This window comes from Mesorhizobium tamadayense, from assembly GCF_003863365.1.
Classification (GTDB): domain Bacteria; phylum Pseudomonadota; class Alphaproteobacteria; order Rhizobiales; family Rhizobiaceae; genus Mesorhizobium; species Mesorhizobium tamadayense.
The window spans coordinates 26,379-52,402 of record NZ_RQXT01000050.1 but is presented as its reverse complement, the minus strand read 5'-3'; the positions used below and the strand labels follow the sequence as shown (position 1 = coordinate 52,402).

Genomic DNA, 26,024 nt, shown 5'->3' with positions numbered 1-26,024 from the left:
CTTGAGGGTCCCTTGAGGGGGAGATGCCCGGCAGGGCAGAGGGGGTAGTCTCACGTAGAGTGCCAACGTCGTCTCGGCATAGAAGACGCTAGCGCTCCACGCGCGGCGACCCCCTCTGTCGCCTTCGGCGACATCTCCCCCACAAGGGGGTGAGATCGGCGCTTGCGCCCCATCTGGCCCTACATCTCTTCCCCAAAACCCGCTACACACCCCGCCATGAACCAGCACGCCAAGCTTCGCATCGGCCATTCGGCCTGTCCGCATGATTGCCCATCCACCTGCGCGCTCGAGGTCGAGCTGCTCGACAACAACCGGATCGGCCGCGTCCATGGCGCCAAGGCGAACAGCTACACGGCGGGCGTCGTCTGCGCCAAGGTCGCCCGCTATGCCGATCGCGTCCATCACCCCGACCGCCTGCTGAAACCGCTGGTGCGCGCCGGAGCCAAGGGCGCGGGCGCCTGGAAGGAAGCGAGCTGGGACGCAGCCCTCGACCTCGTCGCCGAGAAGTTCATCGCGGCCGAGGAGAAACACGGCTCGGAGACAGTCTGGCCTTATTACTATGCCGGCACGATGGGGCTGGTGCAGCGCGACGGCATCGAGCGGCTGCGGCACGCGAAGAAATATTCCGGCTTCTTCGGCTCGATCTGCACCAATCTCGCCTGGACCGGCTGGATGATGGGGGCGGGCGCCTTGCGCGGACCCGATCCGCGCGAGATGGCGAAGTCGGATTGTGTGGTCATCTGGGGCACCAATGCCGTGGTCACTCAGGTCAACGTCATGACCCATGCCACCCGGGCGCGCAAGGAACGCGGCGCCAGGATCGTCGTCATCGACATCTACGAGAACGCCACCGTGAAGCAGGCCGATCTCGGCCTGGTGCTGAAGCCCGGCACGGACGGCGCGCTGGCCTGCGCGGTGATGCATGTCTTGTTCCGCGACGGCATGGCCGACCGCGCCTATCTCGAAAAATACACCGACGATCCGCGCGGGCTGGAAGAGCACCTCAAGACACGCACGCCGGAATGGGCGGCTGCCATCACGGGGTTGACCGTCGCCGAGATCGAAACCTTCGCCCATCTCGTCGGCACGACGAAGAAGACCTACTTCCGCCTCGGCTACGGCTTTGCGCGCCAGCGCAACGGCTCGGTCAACATGCACGCCGCCTCCTGCATCGCCGCCGTCACCGGCGCCTGGCAATATGAAGGCGGCGGTGCCTTCCACTCCAATTCCGGCATCTTCAAGCTGAACCAGGACGTGCTGGAAGGCACCGCGATGCGGGACCCGAACATCCGCTATCTCGACCATTCCCGCATCGGCCCGGTGCTGACCGGCGCGGCGGACGCGCTTTATGGCGGCCCGCCGGTGACGGCGATGCTGATCCAGAACACCAATCCGGCCAATGTCGCGCCGGAGCAGCGCCTGGTGAAGCAGGGGTTTCTGCGCGAGGACCTCTTCACCTGCGTGCACGAGCAGTTCATGACCGATACGGCCAAGCTGGCCGATGTCGTGCTGCCGGCGACGATGTTTTTGGAGCATGACGACATCTACAAGGGCGGCGGCAACCAGCACATCACGCTCGGCCCCAAGCTGATCGAGCCGCCGGAAGGACCGCGCACCAACCACTACGTCAATGAAGAACTCGGCAAGCGGCTGGGCGTCGGCGACCGGCCTGGCTTCGGCCTGACCGAGCGGGAGCATATCGACATCATTCTGGGCAAGCGTGGGATCGGCAGCTTCGACAGCCTCAAGGGACAGAAGTGGGTCGATCTGCAGCCCGATTTCAACGACGCGCATTTCATCAACGGCTTCGGCCACGCCGATGGGAAGTTTCACTTCCGGGCCAACTGGACCGGACAGTCGGCGCCCAACCGGCCGCCGAAAAGCATGGGCCTGTTCGGGCCGGTGGAACGACTGCCGGAATTCCCCGACCATGTTGACCTGATCGAGGTGGCGGATGACGAGCACCCGTTCCGGCTGACGACGTCGCCGGCGCGCAATTTCCTCAACTCGACCTTTTCCGAGACGCCGGTGTCGAGGGCCAAGGAAGGCAGGCCGGAACTGCTGCTCCATCCCGAGGACGCGGCGGCGCTCGGGATTGAAGACGGCGGCCGCGTCGAGGTCGGCAACCGCCGCGGCGATATCGTGCTGCATGCCAAGCTCTTCGACGGCGTGAAGCGCGGCGTGGTGGTGGCCGAAGGCATCTGGCCGAACAGCGCGCATGAGCGCGGCGAAGGCATCAACGTGCTCACCGGCGCCGACGCGCCCGCGCCTTACGGCGGTGCCGCCTTCCACGACAACAAGGTCTGGCTGCGGAAGGCGCAAGAGCTGAACGCTTAGTTGGCACCTGGCCCAAGCGCCTCCGGTCGCAACCGCCAGCTCGGGCGTCTATAGAGGCACCCTGTCTGCGCAACGAGGGAGAATGTCGTGGCCAAGGTCTCGCTTTTGGGCATTCCGCATGACGAGAACTCGTCCTACCTGCGCGGGCCGGCCGAGGCGCCACCGCTGATCCGCCGCGAGCTCGCCAGCGACGCCTATACCTCATGGTCGGAAACCGGTTTCGATCTGACCGACCGCTTCGTCGATCATGGCGATATCGATTTCACCCGGCCCGGCGACCCGTGGCAGCGGATCGAGAGCGAGGTCGACCGCGCGCTCGATGCAGGCTATCCGCTGATCTCGCTCGGCGGTGACCACGCGATTGCCTGGCCGGTTCTGCGAGCGGTGCGTCGCCGCCACCAGAGTCTGACCATCGTCCATATCGACGCGCATCCGGATATCTATCATTCCTACGACGACAATCCGCGCTCGCACACCTCGCCCTTTGCCCGCATCATGGAGGAGCGGCTCGCCGACCGGCTGATCCAGATCGGCTTGCGCACCGTCAACGACCATCACCGCGAGCAGTTCAAGCGCTTCGGCGTCGAGGTGGTTGAGATGCGGCATTTCAAGGAAGGGTTGCGGCTCGACCTCAGGACGCCCGTCTATATCTCGATGGATATCGACGCGCTCGATCCGGCCTTCGCGCCCGGCATTTCCCACCGTGAACCGGGCGGTTTCACCACCCGCCAGGTGGTCGGCTTGATTCAGGGAATAGACCAGCCAATCGTCGCCGCCGACGTCGTCGAGTACAATCCACGCCAGGACCTTTCCAACGTCACCGCGCTCGTCGCCGCCAAGCTGGTCAAGGAGATCGCCGGCATGATGCTGAAGACCAACGGCGCGACTGCCGGCTGAATCAATTTGGCAAGGCGGCGTGCTAAAGCGTTGTTTCGACTCGACTCTGGACAGGGACATGCCGCAGCCGCTCAGGATAGCCGTCGCCGGCGCGCTCGGCCGCATGGGCCGGCAGATGGCGGAAGCCGTTCAGGCCGATCCACGGCTGGAGCTCGTCGCTTGCTTCCATCGGCCAGGCAGCACGGGAGAGGGATTGGTCGAGCGCGATGAAGCGCTGGCGCTTGCCGTCGTCGTCATCGACTTCACCACGCCGTCGGCTTCCGCCGAACTGGCAAAGGCCTGCGCGGCGCGCAACGGTCCCGCGCTGGTCGTCGGCTCGACCGGTTTCGATGCCGCCGAACTGGAAACCATCGCCGACGCCGCAAAGAAAATCGCCGTTGTGCGCTCCGGCAGCTATTCGCTGGGGCTCAACATGCTGACCGGCTTGGTTGGCGAGCGGCAAGAGCGCTGGGCGGAGACGACTGCGACATTGAGATCCTGGAAGCGCATCACCGCTTCAAGGTTGATGCGCCGTCGGGCACGGCGCTGATGTTGGGCGAGGCGGCCGCGCGCGGCCGCGGCGTCAGGCTGGACGATGTGGCGAGGCGCGCCCGCGACGGCGTCGTCGGCCCGCGCCCCGCCGGCGAGATCGGTTTCGCCGTGCTGCGCGGCGGCGGCATCGTCGGCGAGCACAGCGTCAGCTTCCTCAGCGAAGGTGAGAGGCTCACGCTTTCGCATGCGGCCGGCGACCGCTCGATGTTCGCGCGCGGCGCCATCGCGGCCGCGCTCTGGGTCGCCGGGCGTCCGCCAGGCGAATACGACATGCGCGACGTGCTGGGGTTCAACGCCTCGTGATCGGCGATCCTTGCCGATTTCAAGTACTTCCGATCATCGAAACGGCTGAAAGCCAGCTGAAAGCTTGGGCATGCCATGACAGCGTTGCGGCGTTCGCCGCGTGACCGGTCCCGGGAGTGGCCGGCAAGGAGGAAATGCGGCGCAGCCTGGAGGGCGTGCCGCCCAGGTGGAGGAAATTACGTGACCGGTTTCATCTCGAAGTGCGTCTTGCGTTCGGCGGTGCTAACGCTTGCCATCGTCGCCACGGGCGCCACGGCGGCATCGGCCGCCGACAAGATCACCATCATCGTTGGAGGCATGGAAAAGCAGATCTATCTGCCGGCCGTGCTCACCCAGCAACTCGGCTACTTCAAGGATGAAGGGCTCGATGTCGAGCTCGTCAACTCGCGCGCCGGCGTTGAGGCCGAGAACGAATTGCTGGCGGGCGCCGTGCAGGGCGTCGTCGGCTTCTACGACCACACCGTCGACCTGCAGTCGAAGGGCAAATACATCCAGTCGATCGTCCAGTTCAGCCAGGCGCCGGGCGAGGTCGAGCTGGTTTCCGCAAAACACCCGGAGATCAAGTCGCCGGCTGACTTCAAGGGCGCCACGCTCGGCGTCACCGGCCTCGGCTCCTCGACCGATTTCCTCACGCAGTATCTTGCCGTGCGTAGCGGCCTGAAGCCGGGCGACTACACGCTTCTGCCCGTGGGCGCCGGCAACACCTTCATCGCCGCCGTCAAGCAGGATCAGATCCAGGCCGGCATGACCACCGAGCCGACCATCGCCAAATTGCTCCAGACCGGCGAGGCCAGTGTGCTGGTCGACATGCGCACGCCCGAAAAGACCAAGGCGGCGCTGGGCGGCAACTATCCGGCGGCCTCCTTCTATGTCCAGTCCGCCTGGCTCGACAGCCACAAGGACGAGGCGCAGAAGCTCGCCAATGCCTTCGTCAAGACGATGAAGTACATCGCCGGCCATTCGGCCGAGGAGATCGCCGACCAGATGCCGAAGGACTACTATGCCGGCAACAAGGACCTCTACGTGCAAGGTCTCGCCGGCGGCAAGGCGATGTTCACGCCGGACGGCCGCATGCCGGCCGACGGCCCGGAGACGGTGCTGAAAGTTCTGTCGACCTTCTCCAAGAGTCTGCAGGGCAAGCAGATCGATCTGTCGAAGACCTACACTACGGCATTCGTCGACGCCGCCAAGTAGCGCATTCGGCGGCGGATCGCGCGGATCTGCCGGTTGAAGAACAACAACTTGCGCCGCTTGCCTGAATCAGTTCGGCAGCGGCGCCTTTCCGGACGCCGATACGCGGCCAGCCCCCGGGCTTGGGCCGCAGGCGTCCTCGCACCATCGCCACAGGAGTGTGCCATGCAGTTGCAAACCATGGCGGCTGAGAAGCTGTCCCAGGCCGCGCCGCCGGCCGATGCCGCGATCGCCATCGACGATGTGACGCTACGCTTCGTCACGCCCGACGGCCATATGATGACGGCCATCCGCGATTTCACCATGACGGTGGCGCGCGGCGAGTTCGCCTGCGTCGTCGGGCCGACCGGCTGCGGCAAGTCGACGACGCTCAACCTCGTCACCGGCCTGCTCAGGCCGACCACAGGCAATGTCCGCGTCATGGGCAATCCGGTCACCGAGATCAGCCGCGACATCGGCTTCGTCTTCCAGGCGGATGCGCTGTTTCCGTGGCGCAGCGTCATCGACAATGTCGCGGCCGGCCCGCTCTATCGCGGCACGCCGAAGGCGCAAGCCTATGACCGGGCGCGCGACTGGATCGCCCGCGTCGGTTTGGCCCGCTTCGAGAAGCACTATCCGCACCAGCTCTCGGGCGGCATGCGCAAGCGCGTCGCGCTGGCCCAGACCTTCATCAACCAGCCCAAGATCCTGCTGATGGACGAGCCGTTCAGCGCGCTCGACATGCAGACCCGCACCGCCATGCAGGATGAGCTGCTTGACCTCTGGTCGGAACTCAAATCCTCCGTCGTCTTCGTCACCCACGACCTCGAGGAAGCGGTTGCGCTGGCCGACAAGGTCTATGTGCTCACCGCCGGGCCCGGCACGGTGAAGAGCGTCTATCGCATCGACCTGCCGCGACCGCGCGTCATGGCCGACATCCGCTACGATCAGAAATTCATCGAGATCGCCAAGGTGATCTGGAACGACCTGCGCGAGGAAGTGCAGCTCGGCCAGAGCCGGGGCCTGCAAACCGGCCACTGAAAGGAGGTTCCGCAATGACTGCCATCTCTCCCACCGACCGGGCCGCCGTGCGCGCCACCTCGATCGTTGCCGCCGAGGCCCGGGCGAGGGCGCGCCTGCGCCGCCGCCATGCTTTGGTCATCGGCCTGCGCCTCGCGATCCTGATTGTTTCCCTCGCGCTCTGGGAACTCGGCGCCTACTACAACATCATCGATCCGTTCTTCTTCTCCAGCCCCTCCGGTATCTGGGAGCAGATCTGGTCGTGGGTCACCGAGGGTACCTCGCAGGGGCCGCTCTGGCTGCAGATCTACGTGACGCTGGAAGAAACCTTCCTCGGCTTCGCCATCGGCGCCGTTGGCGGCATCGCCGCCGGCATCATCCTCGGCCGCAACAAGCTGCTGGCGGATGTCTTTTCCATCTACATCAAGATCGCCAATTCGGTGCCGCGCGTGGTGCTGGGCTCGGTCTTCATCATCGCGCTTGGCCTCGGCATGGCCTCCAAAGTGGCGCTCGCCGTGGTCATGGTGTTTTTTGTCGTCTTCGCCAACGCCTTCCAGGGCGTGCGCGAGGCCGACCGGGCGATGATCGCCAACGCCCAGATCCTCGGCGCCTCGCCCTACCAGATCACCCGTACCGTCATCATCCCGTCGGCGATGAGCTGGATCCTCGCCAGCCTTCACGTCAGCTTCGGCTTCGCGCTGGTCGGCGCCGTGGTCGGCGAGTTCCTCGGCGCCAAGCAGGGCATGGGCCTGCTGATCTCGACCGCGCAGGGCGCCTTCAACGCCAACGGCGTCTTCGCCGCCATGATCATCCTGGCGGTGATGGCGCTGGTGGTGGAGTTCCTCATCACCCGCTTCGAGAACTATGTCGTCAAGTGGCGGCCGGCACCCTTCAACGAGCAGGGAACCTGATAAGCAATCCCAGGAAAAGTGTGAAACGGTCAGGCTCGGCACCTTCGCCGTAGCCTTCCGCCCGGAATTGCGTCAAAACAAGGCTCCGGCTGGCCGGTCCTCGGCTGCGGCCAGCGGCAGCCGCACCTCGACCTTCAGCCCGCCGGCGGCGGCATCGCCAAGCATGACGCTGCCGCCGGCATTCTCGACCACCTCGCGCACGATGGCGAGGCCGAGCCCGCTGCCTTCCTCGCTCGCCCCGGCAATGCGATAGAAGCGCTCGAAGACATGCTCCCGCTCCTCCGCCGGAATGCCGGGCCCGGCGTCCGTGACCGTAAGCTCGGCCTCGCCATTCGAAGCAGCGAGCTTCACGGTGACGCTGCCGCCGGGCGCGGAGTAGCGCAGCGCATTGTCGACGAGATTGACGATCATCTCGCGCATCATCGTGCCGTCGCCGATGACCGGCACCGGGCCGGTTTCCTCAAGCCCGAGGTCGATGTTGCGCTCGATCGCCTTCGGCGCTTGGCCTTCCAGCACCTGACGTGCGGCTTCGGCGAGGTCGATACGGTCGGCGCGCGGCCGCCGGCTGCCGGGCTCGGCACGCGACAGGGTGAGCAGCTGTTCGGCGAGCCGCGCCAGGCGGCCCGAGCTTGCCTGCAGGGCCACCAGCGCCTCCTGGCGCTGGTCGGCGGCACTTTCGCGCAGCGCATAGCTTGCCTGCGTCGACATGAGCGCCAGCGGCGTGCGCAGCTGGTGCGCGGCATTCGCGATGAAGCGGCGCTGCGCCGCCATCTGCGCCCGTACGCGCTCCATATAGGCGTTGAGTGCATCGATCAGCGGCCGGATCTCGCTTTGCGCGCCGGGCACCTCGACCGGGTCGAGATCGCTGCGGTCCGGCGAGCGCACCGCATCGCGCAGCCGGATCAGCGGCGCGAGCCCACGGCGCAGGCCAAGCAGCACGAACACGCCGGCAATCGCCACCAGCGCCAGCTGCTGGGCGAAGGCGCTGAACCAGAGGCTCTTCACCATCGCGTCGTGGCCGGCGAGCGTGACGCCCACGGTGACCTTGATCGGCGAATCCGCCCCGGCGCCGATCACGGCATGGCTGAGCGTTGCGAGGCGCAACCGATGATCGCGATAGGGAGCCTCGATACTGCCGCTCTGCGGCGCATCGGGCAGGTCGGGATAACCGGTCAGCAGCCGGCCGTTCGCGGTCTCGACCCGGTAGTAGACGCTGTCGCGGTCGCCGGTGTCGAACATCTCGATCGCCGCCGGCGGAATGGTGGCGTCGAGAACGCCGTCGGCCATGGCCACCTGCTCGGCGATCGCGCGCGCCGAGCCGACCAGCATGCGGTCGGTGACGAGGTCGGCGGTCGCCAGCGCGTTGCGCTGGCTGGTCCACAGATTGACGGTCACCAGTGCGGCCAGCGGCAGCACCACCCAGGCCAGCAATTGCAGGCGGAGGCTGCTAATCTTCATGGCGCAGCAGATAGCCGAGGCCGCGCAAGGTGGCGATCTGGACGCGCGACCCTTCGAGCTTCTTGCGCAGGCGATGGACATAGATCTCGATGGCGCTGGGGTCGGCGTCGGTCTCGAAATCGTAGATCGCTGACGAAAGCGCCGCCTTGCTCACCGTGCGTCCGGCCTTGACCACCAATTGCTCCAGCACCGCATGTTCGCGCGGCGTCAGCGACAGCGTCTCGCCGCCGAGCGAGAACAGCCTGGTGTTGGTGTCGAAGACGAGATCGCCGCAGGAAATGACCGGCGCGGTCCGGTCGTTGGCGCGGCGCAGCTGCACGCGGATGCGCGCTTCCAGTTCCTCGATCTGGAAGGGCTTGGCCAGATAGTCGTCAGCGCCTTCGTTGAGGCCTTTGACGCGGCCGTCGAGACTGGCATTTGCGGTGAGCACGATTACTGGCACGGGATTGCCGCGCGCCCTCAGCCGCTTCAGCACCTCCATTCCACCCATGCGCGGCAGGGCGAGGTCGAGGATGATGAGCGCATGGTCGCCGGCGGCCAGCGCATGCTCGACATCCTCGCCGTCATGCACGACGTCGACGACGTAGCTTGCCTGGCGCAGCGTCTTGCTTAGCCAATCGGCCAGTTCGCGATTGTCTTCGACAAGCAGGAGCCGCATCGTCCGTCGCTGTTCAGGAACGCCTCCATTCGGGTGTCGCCGGCCTTCGCGAGCGCGGCCGGTGGCCCGAACGGACAATTGCAGACAATCGATAGTATCGATCCGCCGGCAAGGCAAACGCCGGCTAAGGCCCGCTCCGTCGGCCGGTTCAAGGCTCGTTACGCCATCACGAGAAATAAAACCGAACGGTTCGGTTCAATTTATGTTGACGGATCGTGTAGCTGAGGTGAACACTGGCTTGCTGTATCGGGACGTCAGCTGCGCAGCCACTGCGATAACCCATTGATATTGAACAAGAAGAAAGTGGCAGATTCGCCATTCACGCGATTTCAAGGTCGAACCGATCGGTTCGATTTGCACATTTTCGTGATTGGAAATGGCAACAGGCCGGACCCATCTCGCGGTGGTCCGAGCGACGCGAATTTCCATTACAGCACGCCACTTGACGGACACGACTTTTGAAAATCTGGAGTACCTGAAATGAACAAGATTACTCTTACCGCCGCCGCCCTTCTCGTTGCCACGGGCAGCGCCTTCGCCGGCAGCGACCACTACGGTTCGGACAACGTCAACCAGCCGGCCGTCACCCAGTCGGTCGCGCCCCAGTCGGTCGCGCCCCAGTCCGGCGACAACATCGACCGCAGCATCACCGGCTCGATCCGCAAGTTTGAGCAGCGCGATCTCAAGATCACGCCCGATCAGAACCAGCCGGAATCCGGCCAGGGCATCTGGGGCCGCTAAGCCGGGCTCAAATCAACCCAGCCAATCAATCCTCAATTCTGGAGTACCTGAAATGACCAACATCGCTCTTACCGCCGCCGCCCTTCTCGTTGCCACCGGCGCCGCTTTCGCCGGCTCCGACAACTACGGCTCGGCCAACGCCAACCAGCCGGCAGCTTCGGTCGATACCTCGTACACCGCTTCGGTCAACAAGCCGGATACGAATGTCCAGAAGCCGGTGAGCCAGGGCGCCGACCGCGACCTGTTCGGCAACCGCTAACCGGTTCCGACTTTCGATAGACTCAAAGCGGCGGGCTTGACCCGCCGCTCTGTTTTGAAGAGCCGGCATTGGGCCGGCTTTTTGCGTTCGATCAAACAATCATCACGAAGCGGTGATGCCTGTGACGCCGCCGCTTTCGCCGGAAGCGAAAACTATGGCTCGAACAACGCCAACCAGCCGACCGTTGCGGTCGACCGGACCGTGACGGCTTTGATCACCAAGATAAACGCCAATGTCCAGAAGCCACTGACCCAGGGCGCCGACCGCAACCTGTTCGGCAATCACTGATCGGTTCCAGTCTCGAAGCGGCGGGCTTGCTCCGCCGCTTTTTTGTTCTGGCAGACCGATGACGCACCAATCCCTTATGGGGAAGATGTCCGGCAGGACAGAGGGGGGCGCGAAGAAACGCTGCGCAAGCAATTTCGGCCTGACGGGCTGAGGCCGGTGAAATATCGGAAAAGACGGCCGGACAGCGCCCCTCTGCCTTGCCAGGCATCTCCCCCACAAGGGAGATCGGCAGTTCCGCCGTCTACCCCAAATCCTTCGGCCTGACGAAATGCGTCAGTCGCGCACCACCGAAATCGATGTTCGCCCAATCCTCGTCCACCGTGAACCGTGCCAGCGCCGCCGTCGGGAACTTCGCTTCGATTTTCTGGAACACATCGGCATCCGATCCGGTGCCGGCGAGCCGGAGCACAAAATTCTGCAGGCCGGGGTTATGGCCGATCACGATCAGGCTGGTCGCTTTCGCCTGCCGCACGCGGGCCAGGATGGCGGCCGGCGCCGCCTCGTAGAGTTCCTCGGCGAACTCCGCCGGCACATGCTCCGGCAGTTCCTGGGCGACCAGCCGCCAGGTGTCGCGGGTGCGCAGCGCCGGCGAGACCAGCGCCAGGTCCGGCAGCCAGCCGCGCCGCGAAAGCTCGCGCCCCATCAACGGCGCCGTCTTCAGCCCGCGCGGCGCGAGCGGCCGGTCGAAATCGGCAAGCTTGGGGTCGTCCCAACTCGACTTGGCATGGCGCAGAATAAGCAGTTGTCTTATTGGCATTGGTCAGGACCAGGGAATCTCGGCGTTGAAATCCTTGCCATATCCGCCACCATATTTCGTCCCTGCTGCGGCATCAAAGGCGGCTACCAGCGTGCCGAAGACAAACAGGCCCACACGCTGTTCGCTGCTTTCCCACCTGACGGCGACATCTGCCTCGGTGATGGCCCATTGCCCGACCTGACATGTATTACATCAACAATCGAGCCGGCCGTCTCGCCTTGCGCTCTGTACTGCGTCCCGGTGTCCTCATATTCGAAGACACCTGCGAGATCGCCCTTCGTCCGGATCGCGCTGTCGAAGTTATCCACGGCTAGTAGGTCCCGACCAGCGCTCCCAGATTTCTACGGCGTGATCCGCGCCAGCTGTTCGAGGTCGGTTTCCTCGCGCAGCGGGTCGGGCGCCATCACCACCGAGGTGGCGTTGTCGGCGTCGTCGGCGAAATGGGCAAGCACTGTGTGACCCTTTTCCATGCGCGCCTTGCCCTCGGCGACCAGCCCCAGCGCCAGCGGATAGAGCCGGTGCTCAACCTTCAGCACCCGCGCGGCCAGCGTGTCCTCATTGTCGCCGACCATCACCGGCACGGCGGCCTGGGCGATGATCGGGCCGTCATCCATCTCGGGCGTGACGAAATGCACCGAGCAGCCGTGGATGCGCACGCCTGCGCGGATGGCCCGCGCATGCGTGTCCAGCCCCTTGAAGGCGGGCAGCAGGGCAGGGTGGATGTTGATCATGCGTCCCTGCCATTTCTCGACCAGGCCACGGCCGAGGATGCGCATATAGCCGGCCAAAGCCACGATCTCGGCGCCGAAGCCGGTGAGCGCGGCATCGATCGCGGCGTCATGCGCGTCCTTGCTCGGATGGTCGGCGCGCTGGATCACCTTGGTGGCGATGCCGCGCGACTGCGCGATCCCAAGCCCGGCGGCGTTCGCCCGGTCGGAGATGACGCCGACGATCTCGGCCGGATAGGTCGGGTCGCTGGCCGCCGCGATCAGCGCAGTCATGTTGGAGCCGCGTCCTGAGATCAGGACGACCGTGCGTTTCCTGCTCATAGGCCGATCGAGCCCCGATAGATGACACCGGCGTCCCGGCGCGGCACGATGCGGCCTATCGGCGTCACCGTCTCGCCGGCTTCCTGCAGCACCGCCGCCACTTGCGCCGCCTGGCCGGAAGCGACGGCCAGGATCATGCCGATGCCGCAGTTGAAGGTGCGCATCATCTCTTCCGGCGCGACTCCGCCGGTCTTGGCGAGCCACGAGAACACCGGCGGCACGTCGATGGCCTCGAGGTCGAGCTCGGCGGAAAAATCCTTGGGCAGCACGCGCGGAATGTTTTCCGGAAAACCGCCGCCGGTGATGTGGGCGAGCGCCTTGATGCCATGCGTGTTGCGGATCGCCTTCAGGATCGACTTCACATAGATGCGCGTCGGCTCGAGCAGCGCCTCGGCGAGGCTCAACTCGTCGTTGAACGGCGCCGGATCGCTCCAGCCCAGCCCGCTCGCGGCAACGATCCGGCGCACCAGCGAAAAGCCGTTGGAGTGGAGGCCGGAGGAGGCAAGGCCAAGCAACACGTCGCCCTCGACGATGTCGTCAGTGGGCAGCAACTGGCCGCGCTCGGCCGCCCCCACGGCAAAGCCCGCGAGGTCGTAATCCTTGTCGTGATACATGCCGGGCATCTCGGCGGTCTCGCCGCCGATCAGCGCGCAGCCAGCCTGCCGACAGCCTTGCGCGATGCCGCCGACGATGGCCGCGCCCTGGTCGGGGTCGAGCTTGCCGGTGGCGAAATAGTCGAGGAAGAACAGCGGCTCGGCGCCCTGCACGACGATGTCGTTGACGCACATGGCGACGAGGTCGATGCCGATCGTGTCGTGCTTGCCGGAATCGATGGCAATCTTGAGCTTGGTGCCGACACCGTCATTGGCCGCGACCAGCACCGGGTCGGTGAAGCCGGCGGCCTTCAGATCGAACAGGCCGCCGAAGCCGCCGATCTCGCTGTCGGCGCCCGGCCGGCGGGTGGCGCGCACCAGCGGCTTGATCTTCTCGACCATGAGATTGCCGGCATCGATATCGACACCCGCCTCGGCATAGGTGAGCCCGTTCCCGCGCTTGGCTATGTTGCGCTTGTTGGTATCGCGCTTGCTCATCCGGTGCGCCTGCTCTTTTCCTGCTCGTGTGCGGGCTCTTCGCATGAACGGTCGCCCCTCGCAAGGATAACGGTAGGATGGCTGGCCTTGCTCCCCGATAAAACCTTGGACTGTGCGCCTTTCTGCGGCGGTGGCGCCTTTTTATCGGAAGCCTGTCCCTCAATGTTGGCCCACACCCCTTTGTATCCTTGTTTCTGCCTGCTGTTGGTGCTCTGCTGCCACGCACCAGGGATCCCGGGGGAAGACATGCTCAATCCGTCGCAACAGATCATGAGGCTCGGCCTTGGATTCGCCGTGTCACAGGCGCTGCGCGCCACTATCGAACTCGGCATCCCCGATCTCCTGGCTGCCGGCGAGCAGTCAGTTGATGAGCTAGCTGCTGCCACTCAATCGGATGCTGACTCACTTTATCGTATAATGCGGCTTCTCGCGCCTGAAGGCGTCTTTAGGGAAGTACTGCCCCGCCATTTCGAGCTGACGGAGATCGGCGCCGCGCTTCGCTCGGATCGGCCAGGTCCTCGCGATTTCGTCCGCATGATCAACAGTGAGGCCTATCTTGCCTTCGAGCAGCTCTTGCATTCCGTCCGCACCGGAAAGCCAGCCTTCGACAAGGTGTTTGGCAGCCCAAGGTTTGACTGGCTGTCCGAACACCCGGAGCAGGCTGCCTTGTTTCAGCGAGCCATGGTCGCCTTGGGTCAAGGCAGTAACGAGGCTGTTGCCGAAGCCTATGAGTTCAAGCCGTTTACGCGGATCGTCGACGTCGGCGGCGGGCATGGCCAGCTGCTCTCGGCGATCTTAGCCCGCAACCCTCATTTGAGCGGCGTGCTTTTCGATCTGCCTTCGGGCGTCGCGGCGGCACGCCAGGGTGCCGGAGGCGACCTGCCGCGCACCGAATTTATCGCCGGTGATTTCTTTGAGAGCGTTCCCTCCGGTGACGTTTACGTCATCAAGAAGGTCGTTCACGACTGGAACGATGAGCGTGCCGCGGCGATCCTGCGCAATTGCAGCAAGGCAATGCTGCCGAACGGGAAGGTGCTGATCGCCGAGACGCTCGTGCCGCCAGGTAACGAACCGAGCCAGATCAAGGGTATCGACGTGGTCATGCTCGCCGTCACCGGTGGCATGGAAAGAACCCAGGGCCAATATGCAAGCTTGTTCGACGCCGCTGGGCTACGCCTTGAACGAGTGATTCAGACCCGAGGCCCCATTTCCATCCTTGAGGCGTCTGCGGCCTAGCCAGCCGAAGAAAATCTCGCCGTGAGCCTGGCTTTGCGGTAGCTCTCCGTTCAGCCACGCCATCTCTTCCGTGAAGGTTGGGGACTGGCATATGCGAGAACGAAGAATGTCGAGATGGCCGGGGCGGCTCACGCAAACCCTCGCCGCGACTGGCGCTCCTCCCTTGCGCCTATCCACCATCTCCATCATCTATTTCCTAACAACGCCACGACGGGACATCACGTGACCATACCCAACATGATCACGATCATGCGGCTCCTGCTGGTGCCCGCCGTGGTGCTGGCCATGCTGCAGGCGCGTTGGGACTGGGCTTTTGCGGGTTTCCTCGTCGCCGGCGTTTCCGACGGCGTCGACGGCTTCATCGCCCGGCGCTATCAATTGTCCTCGCGCCTCGGCGCCTATCTCGATCCGATGGCCGACAAGCTTTTGCTGGTCTCGGTCTTCGTTGTTATGGGCTTTGCCGGGGAACTGCCGCTCTGGCTTGTCGTGACCATGGTCTCGCGCGACGGGCTGATTATCTGCGCCGTGCTTTTATCCAGCGTGATGAGCCACCCAGTCGAGATGAAGCCGCTCTTTGTGTCCAAGGTGAATACCGCCGTGCAGATCGCGCTGGCGGCGCTGGTGCTGGGCGAGCTTGCCTTTTCCGTCCATCTCGATCCGCTTCGGCCGGCGCTCATATTGCTCTCCGGGGTCTTGACCGTGGCTTCGGCCGCGGCCTATCTCGTGGCCTGGCTAAGGCATATGAGCGGCTATGGCGAAGGCTCCACAACGGACACCTGACAGCGAAGCCTGGACGGCCGCGGCCTCGACCGCGTTCCGCCGGCAGGTCGCGTTCTGGTTGATCGCAGCCGTGCTCATGGCGCTGTTCCTCTATGTCTTCTCCGGCATCCTGTTGCCCTTCGTCGCTGGCATGGTGCTCGCTTATTTTCTCGATCCGGTCGCCGACCGGCTGCAGCGGCTCGGCCTCTCCCGGCTGATGGCGACGGTGGTGATCCTGATCGCCTTCATCGTCGTCGTGGTGCTCGCCTTCGTCATCCTGGTGCCGGTGCTGGCGACGCAGATGGCCGATTTCGCCCGCAAGTTGCCGGAATACCTCACCCGCCTGCAGTCGCTGATCACCAGTTTCGACCCGAAATGGCTGGAGCAGCGCTTCGGCGTCAACGCCGCCAGCCTGCGCGACGGGCTGAACTCGCTGCTAACCACCGGCTTCGGGCTGCTCACCACCGTCTTCACCTCGATCTGGAGCTCGGGCGTGGCGCTGGTCTCGGTCGTCAGCCTGTTCGTGGTCACCCCGGTCGTGGCCTTCTACATGCTGCTCGACTGGGACCGCATGGTGGCCGTGGTCGACAGCTGGGTGCCGCGCGACTATGTCGAGACGGTCAGAGCGCTCGCCCGCGACATCAACACCGCCACCGCCGGCTTCGTGCGCGGTCAGGGCACGCTCTGCCTGGTGCTCGGCGCCATGTACGCCACCGGCCTGACGCTGACGGGGCTGAACTTCGCCATCCTCATCGGCTTCTTCGCCGGGCTGATTTCCTTCATCCCCTATGTCGGCTCGCTGACCGGGCTGGTGCTTGCCATCGGCGTCGCCTTCGTCCAGTTCTGGCCGGACTGGACGATGATCGTGGCGGTGGCCTGCGTGTTCTTCGTCGGCCAGTTCATCGAGGGCAACATCCTGCAGCCGAGGCTGGTGGGCAAGAGCGTCGGTCTGCATCCGGTCTGGCTGATGTTCGCGCTGTTTGCCTTCGGCGCGCTGTTCGGCTTCGTCGGCCTCTTGATCGCAGTGCCGGCTTCAGCGGCCATTGCCGTTCTGGTGCGCTTCGCAATTTCCCGCTACCTCGAATCGCCGCTCTACAAGGGGCATGCCGCTGAGTCCGTGCCGCCTTTGCCTGCCGACCGCGGCGGCGGCCACCGTTCGCCGCGCGGCTAAGATGACAGCCCAGCGAACCGATCCGCCACGCCAGCTGCCGCTCGATCTCGGCCACGGCACCGGCTATTCGCGCGACGAGCTCGTCGTCTCCGGCACCAACGCACAGGCCGCCGCCCTGGTTGACCGCTGGCCGGATTGGCCCTCGCCGGTGGTGGTGCTGGCCGGCCCTCCGGGTTCCGGCAAGACGCACCTCGCTCAGATCTGGCAAGCACGGGCGCACGCCGTCGCCATCGATCCCGACGGGATCGGCAAGCACATCGGCGGTCTTGGCGCCAGGCCCGCGCTGATCGACGACATCGACAAGGGCCCGATCGACGAACAGGGGCTTTTTCACCTGATCAATACGGTGCGCGGCGCCGGCTCCACGCTTCTTTTGACGGCGCGGCGCTTCCCCTCCGCCTGGCGCGTCGCGCTGCCCGACCTTATCTCGCGCCTGAAGGCGGCGGCGACGATCGAGATCCACGAGCCGGACGACCTGCTGCTCGCCGGCGTCATCACAAAGCTGTTCGCCGACCGCCAGGTCGAGGTCGAGCCGCATGTCGTGCAATATCTGGTGCGGCGCATCGAGCGCTCGCTGGCGACCGCCATGCGCGTCGTCGAACGCCTCGACCGCGCCGCGCTCGAGCGCAAGACGCCGATCACCCGCGCGCTCGCCGCCGAAACCGTCAGTGCCATGGACGAGGGGCAGGGCGAGTTCGATATTTAGGGCTGGACACAATATACTCCTGAAGTCCCTTGCATTAAGCCACTGCCAGCAAAAAGTATCGCAGCGATACGCCAGCCACTACGATCCGAAACGTGCCGGCGGAAACCCGGACCCTGTGTGAAAGGGCCATGTATGGCCGCGGCACAGAGGCGAGAATCCGCATCATCGTCGAAACTGCCATTCGGTCAGAAGGGCGCATAAAGCTGGGCTCGTTGCTGTCCCACATCGCGCGCTGCGCGGGTGTGACCAATGAAGACGTTGAGGTTCTGGAACTGATATTGGCCGAGCATCGAGCTGCTCTTCGAACATCATGAAATGTTGACCCATTTAGGCGTCTGTCCCATTTCGGGACGCACCCACTGGCATCCATCTTGCACCGTTAGATACGCCGGTTGATCCCGGTCCCGATCGCGTTCCAGATCGGGTTGTAGGCTCGCCGGGCTCGAGGTTGTTGGGGACTCGCCCGGCGGGTTTACGGTCTGCCTTCAAATCACGTTCGGGCAGCCGGAAGCATTCGCCACCGATTCAGCGAGGGCTACCGGACAGCCGAAAGAAAAGAAAATGGTCGGAGTGGCGTGATTCGAACACGCGACCCCCTGATCCCAAATCAGGTGCGCTACCAGGCTGCGCTACACTCCGACGCTCGCGGCGTATAGGGTTCCGGGGCCTGGAAGGCAACCCAAAACGGAAGCTTCGCACGCAGAATTCGCGCCTTAATGCATGTCGCCCCAAACTGTGCAGCGGTTTTGGGAGAACGCCATGCATCAAAATAAGACCTGAAGCGCGTTGTCTGATCCGTTTCGCCGCGACGCGCTTCAGCGCTTTTGCCCGGCGATCCTGCCGGCGATCGCCGCGCCCTGGATGCGGGCATTGGCGAAGCAGCCGCGGATGCTCGGCCGCATGCCGGTGAACCAGAGGCCCGGCAGCTTCGGGTCGCTCGTCCCGCCGTTGAACAGCGGCACGCCCTTGGCGTCGAGCACGCCGAGCCTGCCAACCATCGCCTCCAGCCCGGTGCGGTAGCCGGTCGCGGCAATGACGATGTCGGGCGCGAGCGCCTGGCCGTTCTCGAGAACGACGCCGTCATGCCTGAATTCCTTGACTTGCGGCACGACGAAGATGCGGCCGGCCTTGATCGCGTCGACCGCGCCGTCGTCGGCGGCAATCGCCGTGTAGTCCGAGCCGAGGCGGCTGGCGCCGCCCGACAGGGCAGGGGGCACGCCGTGTTTCCTGAGGTCGCCGAAGACCAGCCGCTGCGTCGCCGCCATCACCGCATCCGCCAGCCGGGCCGGCAGGCTCGCCATGACGGGCGAGAAGCGATGCACGGCAACCTTGCCGATGCGCTTGGGCAGCAGCGACGGCCCGTTGCGCGCCGAGAGCCACATCTGCCCGGTCTCGACGCCGGAAAGATGGTTGAGCGCGTCGAAGCCGGAATTGCCGGCGCCGACCACCAGCACTTTCTTCCCGGCATAGTCGCTCGCCCGGCCGAAATGCGCCGAATGGACGATCTTGCCCGCGAAATCCTTCATGCCTTTCCAGCCCGGGATGAAGGGTTGCCGGTCGCGTCCGGTGGCGATCACCACGTGGCGCGCCGCCCGAGGTCCCGTGCTGGTCTTCACCAGCCAATGGTCGCCGCGGAATTCGATTTCCTCGACGACGACGCCGAAGGCGATCGGCAGCCGGTGCGTCAGGGCGAAATCGTTGAAGAGGCGGATCACCGCGCTGCGGTGCGGAAAGGCCGGCGTGCCTTTCGGAAAGGAAACGCCGGGCAGCGTGGAGAGGTCGCGATGCGTGTTGAGATGCAGGTTCTCATGGCGGTGGTGCCAGGGCTCGGCCAGACGTCCCTCGCGCTCGAGGATCTCGGTGGCGACCCCGGCCTCGATCAACGCGTAGGCCGCCGCCAATCCCGCCGCGCCGGCGCCGATCACGATCGCGCCTTCGAGGATCGCCGGCTCGCCGGTCCAATCCGACGAGATTTCCGCTTCCATGCCCATTCTTGTCTTTGTCGTCGTCATGGCCCTGAGTGGCACGCCCGTGTATCCGACATATGCCGCTGGCAAGGCAATGGAAATAGGCCGCGGTTGCAAAGAGCCCCGGCATGGTGTCGCGGATGGGGCTGAGCGGGTGGAGAGCCGCCATGCATTTTGATGGGTCGGGCAGTGCTTAACTTGGCAGATTGCATGCCTTGGAGATTGGCCGGAACGCCCATCGGGTCGTTAATCCTTGAGGCGGAGCAAGGAGCGAAGCGACGCGGCGCAGACCATAGGATCCTGCGACGCGCCGAAGCGGCCCAGAATTCTGCTCCGCTGCATTCCTCGACTGAGGTCACGGCTTGGATCCGTGGGTCTTCGCTCCGCTTCGCGTCGCTACGCCCAAGGATGACGAGAGTTGGGAGGAGCGCTAGCCGTTGGCGGGGTCGGCGTGGCGGTGCACCAGCTTGAAGCCGCCGTCCTCAAGCCGGAACACTTCCGTCACCCGCAGGGTCATCTCGGCGGGCTGGCCGTTCTTGCCGATGCGCGCCTTCGCGTGCTGCAGCCCGGTCCAGAAGGCGAGCTCGCCGCTCGCGGAGGCTTGCAGCACCTCGAGATCGGTGCTGCCGCCCTGGTGGAAGCTTGCGGCATCGCGCTCGTAGCGGCCGGCGACGACGTCGGCGCCTTCGAGGTGGTCGCCGCGCGGCGAAAAGAAGGTCGCCGGCTCGCTATGCGTGACGATCGCCTTCAGCGACGTGGCGTTGCCGTTGACATAATCCTCGGCGATCTTCTCGCGCTGCTTCATGAAGGCGTCGAAGGCCGAGCTGCCCGGCCGCACGGTCCTGATCCACTTTTCCAGCGCCTCTATGAAATCTTCCAAGAAAGCGGCGGTATCGACGTTCTTGACTGCGCCGTTGTCGTCGAGGAGTTCGGCGGCATTGCCGATATAGGCCTCCGGCTGCTGCATCACCGGCATGTCGAGGAAGACGAAGGTCTGCCTGAGCGCCTGGTTGGAACCGAAGGCGCCGATCTTGCTTGGGCTGACGCTGACGACGCCGGCGGGCAGGCCCTTGAAGACGCTCTTGCCCGGCGGGCGCGAGCCGACGTCGAGCGCGTTCTTCAGGCAGCCGGGGATCGAGCGGTTGTATTCCGGCGTCACGAACAGAACCGCGTCGCATTCCCTGATGGCGGCGCGGAAAGCCGACCAGGCGGCGGGCGGTGTGCCGCCGTCCAGGTCTTCGTTGTATAAGGGCAGCTCGCCGATCTCGATGAAGCGGCAACGCAGCGAATCCGGCGCGCGGGCCGCCAGCGCCTTGGCGATCTTGCGGCTGTAGGACTGGGCGCGCAGGCTGCCGACAAGCACGGCTAGCTGCAGGACGGGATGTTCGGTTGTCATGGTCATGGCGCACTGTCCGGGCTTGTTGAGGATGGCGAGGTTCGTGGCGCTCGGCCGCGCTGCAGGCGCGACCAATGGCTGGAGCGGCCGGTCTGGTCGTCTGACCTTCCGTTAATGTTCGGGCCGGCGCGAGGTTCCCCACTCGGCCGTGACCACCCCTTGCCAGCCAAGACCGCCTGCTGTTGCTCTGCCGGGCCTTGGCCGCTTGCGGGCGGCGCCGTTGCACAGTATTGACGGGTTGGCGCGCGGCCTCAGGCCCAACCCGCTTTCGGACGCGCGCCGCGAAAGCCCGCTCTGCGGGCAGCAAAGAGGTGGTCATGTCCGCGCGCATTTTCAGCCCAGCCAAAACCGCGATGCAGTCCGGCAAGGCCAAGACCGGCCACTGGGTGCTGGAATTCGATCCCGCCCAGCGCAAGAAGATCGACCCGCTGATGGGCTACACCACTTCGGGCGACATGCTGAGCCAGGTGCGGCTCACCTTCGATACGAAGGAAGAGGCGGTCGCCTATGCCGAAAAGCAGGGCATCGCCTTCCGCGTCGAGGAGCCGAAGGAGACGAAGCGCCGGCAGATTTCCTATTCCGACAATTTCCGCTATGACCGCAAGACGCCCTGGACGCACTAACCTTCGGGTCGAGCGTTGCCTGGCGTAGTGGCATCAGCCGGCCTGGCCGGCCAGCGGTCCCGTAGCTCAGCTGGATAGAGCACCGGCCTTCTAAGCCGATGGTCGCAGGTTCGAATCCTGCCGGGATCGCCAATTTGCACACAAAACATGCCGCCGACGGCAAGGATGCCGCCCGCGTCGACTTCGAGCAATATCACTGAGGCGGACAGATTGGAGAAAGTCGGTTTATGAGCGAGCACAAGCCGAAGCGTCCGATTGAGCGTTCGACGAGTCGATGGAATTGTCGCGGCGGTTCCGCGCGCTAAAACTTTGGCTGTCGCTGCAGTATCACGGACGCCGCGCGTTTCGCGCCGCGATCCGGCGCGATCTCGATCACGCCGTCGCGCTGGCACTGGCTGTCGACGTACACCCGGACCTGGAGCTGCTGGCGCCTGTTACGCTGAGCGCCGTCTGCTTCCGCCACCGTGCCAAGGACAATGCCGCCATCCTGAAGCGCATGGCGGCGCGCGGCCGCGTCTATCTGTCGAACGCGACGATCGGCGGCCAGTTCGCGCTGCGCGCCTGCTTCGTCAACCACCGAACCGCCGATGACGACGTGGAAGCGATCGTGCCCGAGGTGATCGCCGCCGCCGAAGATCTGAATGTCTGATCCGAGGCGGGAACGCGGCTTCGCCGCTTGGGGAATTGCATGCTTGAAGACGCGCGCAGTGATCAGTATGTCCGAACCAACTCGGTGATATATTCAGAGAGCTACAGGGGCGGTGCGGGGGCTTGGCGAATGTCTACGTTTTCCAAATGGTTGAAGGATGTTCGCCACAAATTGCCGGAAAACGTGTCGGTCGGTCGCCACACCTACGACGTGACATGGCGAAAGGTTCTGTTCGCTTCGAAGAACACCCCGCTCAGAATCGGAGCTTTCTGCTCGGTCGCCAGAGAAGTGGTTTTCTTGTGCGCCGGACAGCACCTGACTGATAGCGCGACCTCATTTCCGATCTATAGCCGAATGCTAGATCAGCTCGACCCGGTCGCGAATGGCGGTAGGCCGGGCGGCGTTACCGTCGGCAACGATGTTTGGATTGGCTATGGTGCCATAATACTTCCCGGGGTCGAGATCGGCGATGGCGCGGTCATCGGCGCCGGGGCCGTGGTCACGAAAAACGTGCCGCCATATGCGATCGTCGCCGGATCTCCGGCCAGAGAAATCAGATACCGCTTCTCGCAGGACATCATCTTGAAGCTGCTGGCAATCCAATGGTGGCTTTGGGACGATGACAAGATCAAGAGCGAGGCAGCTCTGCTCACCGGTCCAATCGAGACTTTCATTGAGAAGCATTTTATAGTAAGCGCCGCAGCCAACTAAAAGGTTGTAATAAACAGCAGAAAATGACGAAGTCTTGTTTCTTTCTGGCGGCGGATGCCAGGTACTTTCCCTATGCCTGTCTGGCGGCGCGCCGGGTGTTGGACGTTTCGCTGCCGATAGACGGCTTCATCCTGCAAATGAATGTCGGCGTAGCCGATCTTGCTGCCGCGCAGCAGCTGCTCGATGATCGCGTCAGAATAGTTGATCTTTCAGAGCTGATGCGAAGCGTGACCTTCGCCCCAGGTCATCTGAGTATTGCTGTATATATGCGGCTGTTCATCGATGAAATCTCCGAATTCGCCCCTTACGAACGGGTTGCTTATCTTGACAGCGATGTTCTCTTCAACAGGTCGATCGTTGACTTGGTCGAGACACCGTTGGATGCGCCGCTACTCGCGGCGCATGATGTTCAATCATACTTCGAGCCGAAATACCGAGCGCTGCTTTCGATGAAGCCAGGCGCCCCATATTTTAATTCCGGCGTCCTTTCGCTTGATTTGCCCCGGATCAGAAAGGATGGCCTGTTGGCTCGGGCTCGGTATTTTGCCTCACGTGGTGTCAATGGGCTGGATCAAGGTGCATTGAATGTCGCGTTCGAAGGCAAATGGCAAACGATGCATCCATCGTGGAATGTCATGACCAGCTACAATTGGCAGGTTCCGTTCGAAAAGGCCTATGCCCGGCATTTCAGCTGGGGCAAGCCTTGGGACAAGGTGCCGCTAGGCGTCGAACTCGCTGCTCTCGACATCTATCGCGATCTGGCCAAGAACACGCGGTGGTGGGCTGCTTTCCAGCGCCGTGTTCCTTTCGAGCGCGGGGTTATGAAGCGCTTCGTCCGGCGCTTTGACACTGTCGGCAGTCTACTGACCAGCCGCGAACGGATTCGCCGCCGCGCCCGTTACGACGGCGAGAGAGTGCACGAAATGTTTGCCAGGCAAGCGGAAGAAGGCGCGATGGCCGCGCAATTCCCGGAAGTGCTCGGCGGGTTCGGCTGATCGAAGCGCCGAAACGATCCGGGTCGGTCGGGCGCATCCTGTGGATAGTAACCTCCCGTTCACCACGACCCGGTCTTCGCGTTGAACGCAGACGTCAGACTCGCCGAAATAAAAGGGCCTGAACAACAGGCGCCCTGAAGCCCTGCGGCCGACGTTTTCATGTACCCCATGGGATGCGCTCTGAACGCTCCGAGTATACGTCGGCCGCCGCTTCGCCTCATATGGCTGAAAAATCAAGCCCGCCCCGGCGATGGGAGGCCGGAACGGGCTCGGCTTGGGTTTTGGGACCCCGTAGTCAGGAGACTACAGGGAAGAAACAGGGCGGCGCCCGCAATGTTCCGAAATTTTCTCGGCTGCGGGCCGCCAAGGGCAACGCTCTTCCGGGGGAGCTCAAGACGATCCGGGTGCCGGTTTCCCCGCGCCGGGATCGCGATGCGCCTTAGCCCAGCAGGCCGGCGGCCTTCGCCGCCTTGCGCAGGGTCTTGCGGGCTTCGACGGGACTTCTCAAGCCATCGAGCGCGTCGCGGCAGATACGGCTTGCCGACCGCCAGGCGCGGTCGCGCGCCCGCCTTGGCCAGCGCTGGTCGAGGCATTCGATTGCCTCGAAGCAGCTCGAGACCTTGTGTTGTTCGCTTGGCTCGAAATCGATCACGACCGGCTCGGAAAACCAGACGTCGTTCATCACATCCTCCGTTCTTATGGTGTTCTTTTGATCAAGCAACGGCGCCGGCAGGCGCCCGATTGAATGCAGGTCCGGGATGATCGGCGGACCCGCGCATTAACCATCCACCGCTGATAATGTTCCGAAGAACTTTGAGGTAGGCGATGCACCGCGCGGGATCGGACCGCAGGCCGGATTCATTCCGCCCGACTGCGCCTGACGCGCCTGCTGATGCTTTTATCGCTCTTCTACCGATAGGCAGGTCGTCAAGTACCGCCTTGGGCCTATTCAACCAGCACATGCGCCTCGCGCGCGGCGCTGATGAAGGCTTCCCTGGCATTGTCGGCCGGAACGTCGCCGCTCATCGCGCGGCGGCAGGCGCGCAGTGCCGCGCCATGCTGCGCGCTGCCGGCGTCGCGCCATTGGCCCGTCAGCAATTCCACGGCCTGCTGCGCATTGGAAATGTGTCGGATCGAGCCTGCCACGCCGACGGCAACTTCGACCGGCCTGGAAAACCATCCCTGGATCATCGCGAAACCCCTGATGCGTTATGGGCGGATGATAAACGCGCAACTGCCCGGCAGGTTTCATCCCGATATTTCAACAGGATGTGAGCAACGCGCCGGCAGCGGACATGGTCGCAGCTATCTTCCGAGCGGCTTGCGGGACAGTTCGATGAGTTCCGTCTCGTCGGTGATGCCGGCCATGTAGTTGGCGAGGATGCGCGAGGCGCGCGCCTCCTTCTGATCTTCGGTTTCTCCATCAACCCGTCCGCTCTCGAAGACGCGCCCGAACAGGGCCGTCTCGGCGGGTGTGAACGTGTTTCGTGAAATATTGGACACGGGCTTCTTCCTCCAGCTCATGTCCCCCATCCTTCCCTGGCTAACATTAGCACGGGTTCGGAAACGAGGGTGAGTCCTCGAAGGGGATGGCGGCAATGCGCGCCTTTCGCGACGCCCTGGCCGACGGGTTTTCGTCCCATTATCTGGCCGAAGACATGCCAGATGCTGGACCAACTCGCTATATCCTTGCTGAAACAACGAAGCGCTGATACTCATTAGCGGCGCGGAATTATTCCGAGTCTGCGCCAACTTGCGTCACGCAACAACGCGGCGCATGCTGTCCGAGGCCAATATCCCGACGTGGTGGCAACCGGGTTACGACGGGATTTGGTCGAACGAAGAAGCAGGGCAGGTTCCGATTCCGTGTCGGAGCAGGCCCACCAAATGCTCTGGAATTCTGAAGCCATTGCCCCCATGGCGTCGGAAGAGCATGAACATGGGGAAAATCGATGGTGACGAAGAAACTTACCGCCAATGCAGAAAGCGCGGCTGCCTTTCTTGCGGTGATGGGCAACGAGAAGCGTCTGCTCATCATGAACTACCTGGCCGAGGGCGAACTGTCGGTCGGCACGCTCGCCGACAAGGTCGAGCTCAGCCAATCCGCGCTCTCCCAGCATCTGGCCAAACTGCGCAGGTTTGGCCTGGTCGACACCCGCCGCGACCGTCAGATGGTCTACTATTCCTGCAAGTCGTCCGCAGCGCGCGAACTCCTCGCTCTGCTCGACGGCCTGCTGACCATGGACAGGCCGCTCGCCGGCCCAGCCCGGCAGGCTCTTGTCGAAAGGATGCGGCGGCCGCAGGCCGCCTGATCGGCTGCGACGCAGGCGAGGCCGAGAGG

At 64.1% G+C, this 26,024-nt stretch carries 27 protein-coding genes, 2 tRNA genes and 1 pseudogene; 19 read left to right on the top strand and 11 right to left on the bottom strand.

Annotated features, from left to right (window positions below; translation table 11 throughout):
• Positions 1-216 precede the first annotated feature (216 nt).
• From EH240_RS29460 to EH240_RS29435, 6 genes and pseudogenes are all read left to right on the top strand, one after another.
• Positions 217-2,337, top strand: a complete 2,121-nt coding sequence (locus EH240_RS29460) for a molybdopterin-containing oxidoreductase family protein (RefSeq protein ID WP_125005171.1) — start codon at positions 217-219, stop codon at positions 2,335-2,337.
• Between the two features lie 87 nt (positions 2,338-2,424).
• Entirely contained in the window at positions 2,425-3,234 is an 810-nt protein-coding gene (gene speB, locus EH240_RS29455; RefSeq protein WP_125005161.1) for an agmatinase, read from the top strand.
• Positions 3,235-3,292: 58 nt separating this feature from the next.
• Positions 3,293-4,068 (top strand): annotated as a pseudogene (gene dapB, locus EH240_RS29450) (4-hydroxy-tetrahydrodipicolinate reductase).
• 180 nt (positions 4,069-4,248) lie between these two features.
• Entirely contained in the window at positions 4,249-5,262 is a 1,014-nt protein-coding gene (locus EH240_RS29445) for an ABC transporter substrate-binding protein (protein WP_125005159.1), read from the top strand.
• 162 nt (positions 5,263-5,424) lie between these two features.
• Complete coding sequence (locus tag EH240_RS29440) at positions 5,425-6,279, top strand: ABC transporter ATP-binding protein (RefSeq protein ID WP_125005157.1); 855 nt, start codon at positions 5,425-5,427, stop codon at positions 6,277-6,279.
• Between the two features lie 14 nt (positions 6,280-6,293).
• A complete protein-coding gene (locus EH240_RS29435; RefSeq protein ID WP_125005155.1) occupies positions 6,294-7,169 on the top strand; it encodes an ABC transporter permease in 876 nt (291 codons plus the stop codon).
• 72 nt (positions 7,170-7,241) lie between these two features.
• On the opposite strand, the gene EH240_RS29430 is transcribed toward EH240_RS29435, so the two are convergent.
• Positions 7,242-8,627, bottom strand: a complete 1,386-nt coding sequence (locus EH240_RS29430; RefSeq protein WP_125005153.1) for a sensor histidine kinase — start codon at positions 8,625-8,627, stop codon at positions 7,242-7,244.
• The gene (locus EH240_RS29425; protein ID WP_125005151.1) at positions 8,617-9,285 is read right to left on the bottom strand and encodes a response regulator; all 669 of its coding nucleotides are present in this window, start codon (positions 9,283-9,285) and stop codon (positions 8,617-8,619) included. The genes EH240_RS29430 and EH240_RS29425 overlap by 11 nt, the downstream gene beginning before the upstream one ends.
• 480 nt (positions 9,286-9,765) lie before the next feature.
• Between EH240_RS29425 and EH240_RS29420 the strand changes: the two genes are divergently transcribed.
• From EH240_RS29420 to EH240_RS29410, 3 genes are all read left to right on the top strand, one after another.
• Positions 9,766-10,026, top strand: coding sequence for a DUF680 domain-containing protein (locus tag EH240_RS29420; protein WP_125005149.1), 261 nt, complete (start codon positions 9,766-9,768; stop codon positions 10,024-10,026).
• A 52-nt stretch (positions 10,027-10,078) separates the two neighbouring features.
• On the top strand, positions 10,079-10,285 hold the full coding sequence (locus EH240_RS29415) for a DUF680 domain-containing protein (RefSeq protein ID WP_125005147.1): 207 nt from the start codon (positions 10,079-10,081) through the stop codon (positions 10,283-10,285).
• 81 nt (positions 10,286-10,366) lie between these two features.
• On the top strand, positions 10,367-10,573 hold the full coding sequence (locus EH240_RS29410) for a DUF680 domain-containing protein (RefSeq protein WP_125005146.1): 207 nt from the start codon (positions 10,367-10,369) through the stop codon (positions 10,571-10,573).
• 241 nt (positions 10,574-10,814) lie between these two features.
• Here the strand turns inward: EH240_RS29410 and EH240_RS29405 are convergent, their stop codons facing one another.
• The 3 genes from EH240_RS29405 to purM all read right to left on the bottom strand — a co-directional run bounded on the left by EH240_RS29405 (position 10,815) and on the right by purM (position 13,470).
• Positions 10,815-11,330 (bottom strand): SixA phosphatase family protein, encoded by a 516-nt coding sequence (locus EH240_RS29405; protein WP_125005144.1) that lies wholly within the window; start codon positions 11,328-11,330, stop codon positions 10,815-10,817.
• Positions 11,331-11,671: 341 nt separating this feature from the next.
• The gene (gene purN / locus EH240_RS29395; RefSeq protein WP_125005142.1) at positions 11,672-12,379 is read right to left on the bottom strand and encodes a phosphoribosylglycinamide formyltransferase; all 708 of its coding nucleotides are present in this window, start codon (positions 12,377-12,379) and stop codon (positions 11,672-11,674) included.
• Positions 12,376-13,470 (bottom strand): phosphoribosylformylglycinamidine cyclo-ligase, encoded by a 1,095-nt coding sequence (gene purM, locus EH240_RS29390; RefSeq protein WP_125005140.1) that lies wholly within the window; start codon positions 13,468-13,470, stop codon positions 12,376-12,378. Before purM ends, purN begins: the two co-directional genes overlap by 4 nt.
• 246 nt (positions 13,471-13,716) lie before the next feature.
• On the opposite strand from purM, the gene EH240_RS29385 reads away from it, so the two are divergent.
• From EH240_RS29385 to hdaA, 4 genes are all read left to right on the top strand, one after another.
• Positions 13,717-14,706 (top strand): methyltransferase, encoded by a 990-nt coding sequence (locus EH240_RS29385; RefSeq protein WP_125005138.1) that lies wholly within the window; start codon positions 13,717-13,719, stop codon positions 14,704-14,706.
• A 222-nt stretch (positions 14,707-14,928) separates the two neighbouring features.
• Complete coding sequence (locus tag EH240_RS29380; protein WP_125005136.1) at positions 14,929-15,486, top strand: CDP-alcohol phosphatidyltransferase family protein; 558 nt, start codon at positions 14,929-14,931, stop codon at positions 15,484-15,486.
• Positions 15,458-16,636, top strand: a complete 1,179-nt coding sequence (locus EH240_RS29375; RefSeq protein ID WP_125005134.1) for an AI-2E family transporter — start codon at positions 15,458-15,460, stop codon at positions 16,634-16,636. Before EH240_RS29380 ends, EH240_RS29375 begins: the two co-directional genes overlap by 29 nt.
• Before the next feature lies 1 nt (position 16,637).
• Positions 16,638-17,342 carry a DnaA regulatory inactivator HdaA gene (hdaA, locus tag EH240_RS29370; RefSeq protein ID WP_125005132.1) on the top strand — a complete coding sequence of 235 codons (705 nt, stop codon included), beginning with the start codon at positions 16,638-16,640 and terminating at the stop codon, positions 17,340-17,342.
• 562 nt (positions 17,343-17,904) lie between these two features.
• On the opposite strand, the gene EH240_RS29360 is transcribed toward hdaA, so the two are convergent.
• From EH240_RS29360 to EH240_RS39755, 3 genes are all read right to left on the bottom strand, one after another.
• Positions 17,905-17,981, bottom strand: a tRNA-Pro gene (locus tag EH240_RS29360).
• A 176-nt stretch (positions 17,982-18,157) separates the two neighbouring features.
• A complete protein-coding gene (locus EH240_RS29355) occupies positions 18,158-19,354 on the bottom strand; it encodes a flavin-containing monooxygenase (protein ID WP_125005169.1) in 1,197 nt (398 codons plus the stop codon).
• 385 nt (positions 19,355-19,739) lie between these two features.
• On the bottom strand, positions 19,740-20,711 hold the full coding sequence (locus EH240_RS39755; protein ID WP_125005128.1) for an NAD(P)H-dependent oxidoreductase: 972 nt from the start codon (positions 20,709-20,711) through the stop codon (positions 19,740-19,742).
• Positions 20,712-21,022: 311 nt separating this feature from the next.
• Between EH240_RS39755 and EH240_RS29345 the strand changes: the two genes are divergently transcribed.
• The 5 genes from EH240_RS29345 to EH240_RS29325 all read left to right on the top strand — a co-directional run bounded on the left by EH240_RS29345 (position 21,023) and on the right by EH240_RS29325 (position 23,683).
• Positions 21,023-21,328 carry an ETC complex I subunit gene (locus EH240_RS29345; RefSeq protein WP_125005126.1) on the top strand — a complete coding sequence of 102 codons (306 nt, stop codon included), beginning with the start codon at positions 21,023-21,025 and terminating at the stop codon, positions 21,326-21,328.
• A 55-nt stretch (positions 21,329-21,383) separates the two neighbouring features.
• Positions 21,384-21,460, top strand: a tRNA-Arg gene (locus EH240_RS29340).
• Between the two features lie 142 nt (positions 21,461-21,602).
• A complete protein-coding gene (locus EH240_RS29335) occupies positions 21,603-21,977 on the top strand; it encodes a pyridoxal-dependent decarboxylase (protein WP_125005124.1) in 375 nt (124 codons plus the stop codon).
• Between the two features lie 129 nt (positions 21,978-22,106).
• On the top strand, positions 22,107-22,688 hold the full coding sequence (locus EH240_RS39750) for a CatB-related O-acetyltransferase (RefSeq protein ID WP_281035175.1): 582 nt from the start codon (positions 22,107-22,109) through the stop codon (positions 22,686-22,688).
• 23 nt (positions 22,689-22,711) lie between these two features.
• On the top strand, positions 22,712-23,683 hold the full coding sequence (locus tag EH240_RS29325) for a glycosyltransferase family 8 protein (RefSeq protein WP_125005120.1): 972 nt from the start codon (positions 22,712-22,714) through the stop codon (positions 23,681-23,683).
• A 439-nt stretch (positions 23,684-24,122) separates the two neighbouring features.
• Here the strand turns inward: EH240_RS29325 and EH240_RS29320 are convergent, their stop codons facing one another.
• From EH240_RS29320 to EH240_RS29310, 3 genes are all read right to left on the bottom strand, one after another.
• Positions 24,123-24,365, bottom strand: a complete 243-nt coding sequence (locus tag EH240_RS29320) for a DUF982 domain-containing protein (protein ID WP_125005119.1) — start codon at positions 24,363-24,365, stop codon at positions 24,123-24,125.
• A gap of 263 nt (positions 24,366-24,628) precedes the next feature.
• Positions 24,629-24,874 carry a DUF982 domain-containing protein gene (locus tag EH240_RS29315; protein ID WP_059186167.1) on the bottom strand — a complete coding sequence of 82 codons (246 nt, stop codon included), beginning with the start codon at positions 24,872-24,874 and terminating at the stop codon, positions 24,629-24,631.
• A gap of 114 nt (positions 24,875-24,988) precedes the next feature.
• Positions 24,989-25,207 carry a hypothetical protein gene (locus tag EH240_RS29310; protein WP_125005117.1) on the bottom strand — a complete coding sequence of 73 codons (219 nt, stop codon included), beginning with the start codon at positions 25,205-25,207 and terminating at the stop codon, positions 24,989-24,991.
• 428 nt (positions 25,208-25,635) lie between these two features.
• Here EH240_RS29310 and EH240_RS29305 point away from each other — a divergent pair, with 428 nt between their 5' ends.
• The gene (locus EH240_RS29305; RefSeq protein WP_059186266.1) at positions 25,636-25,995 is read left to right on the top strand and encodes an ArsR/SmtB family transcription factor; all 360 of its coding nucleotides are present in this window, start codon (positions 25,636-25,638) and stop codon (positions 25,993-25,995) included.
• Positions 25,996-26,024: the final 29 nt, after the last annotated feature.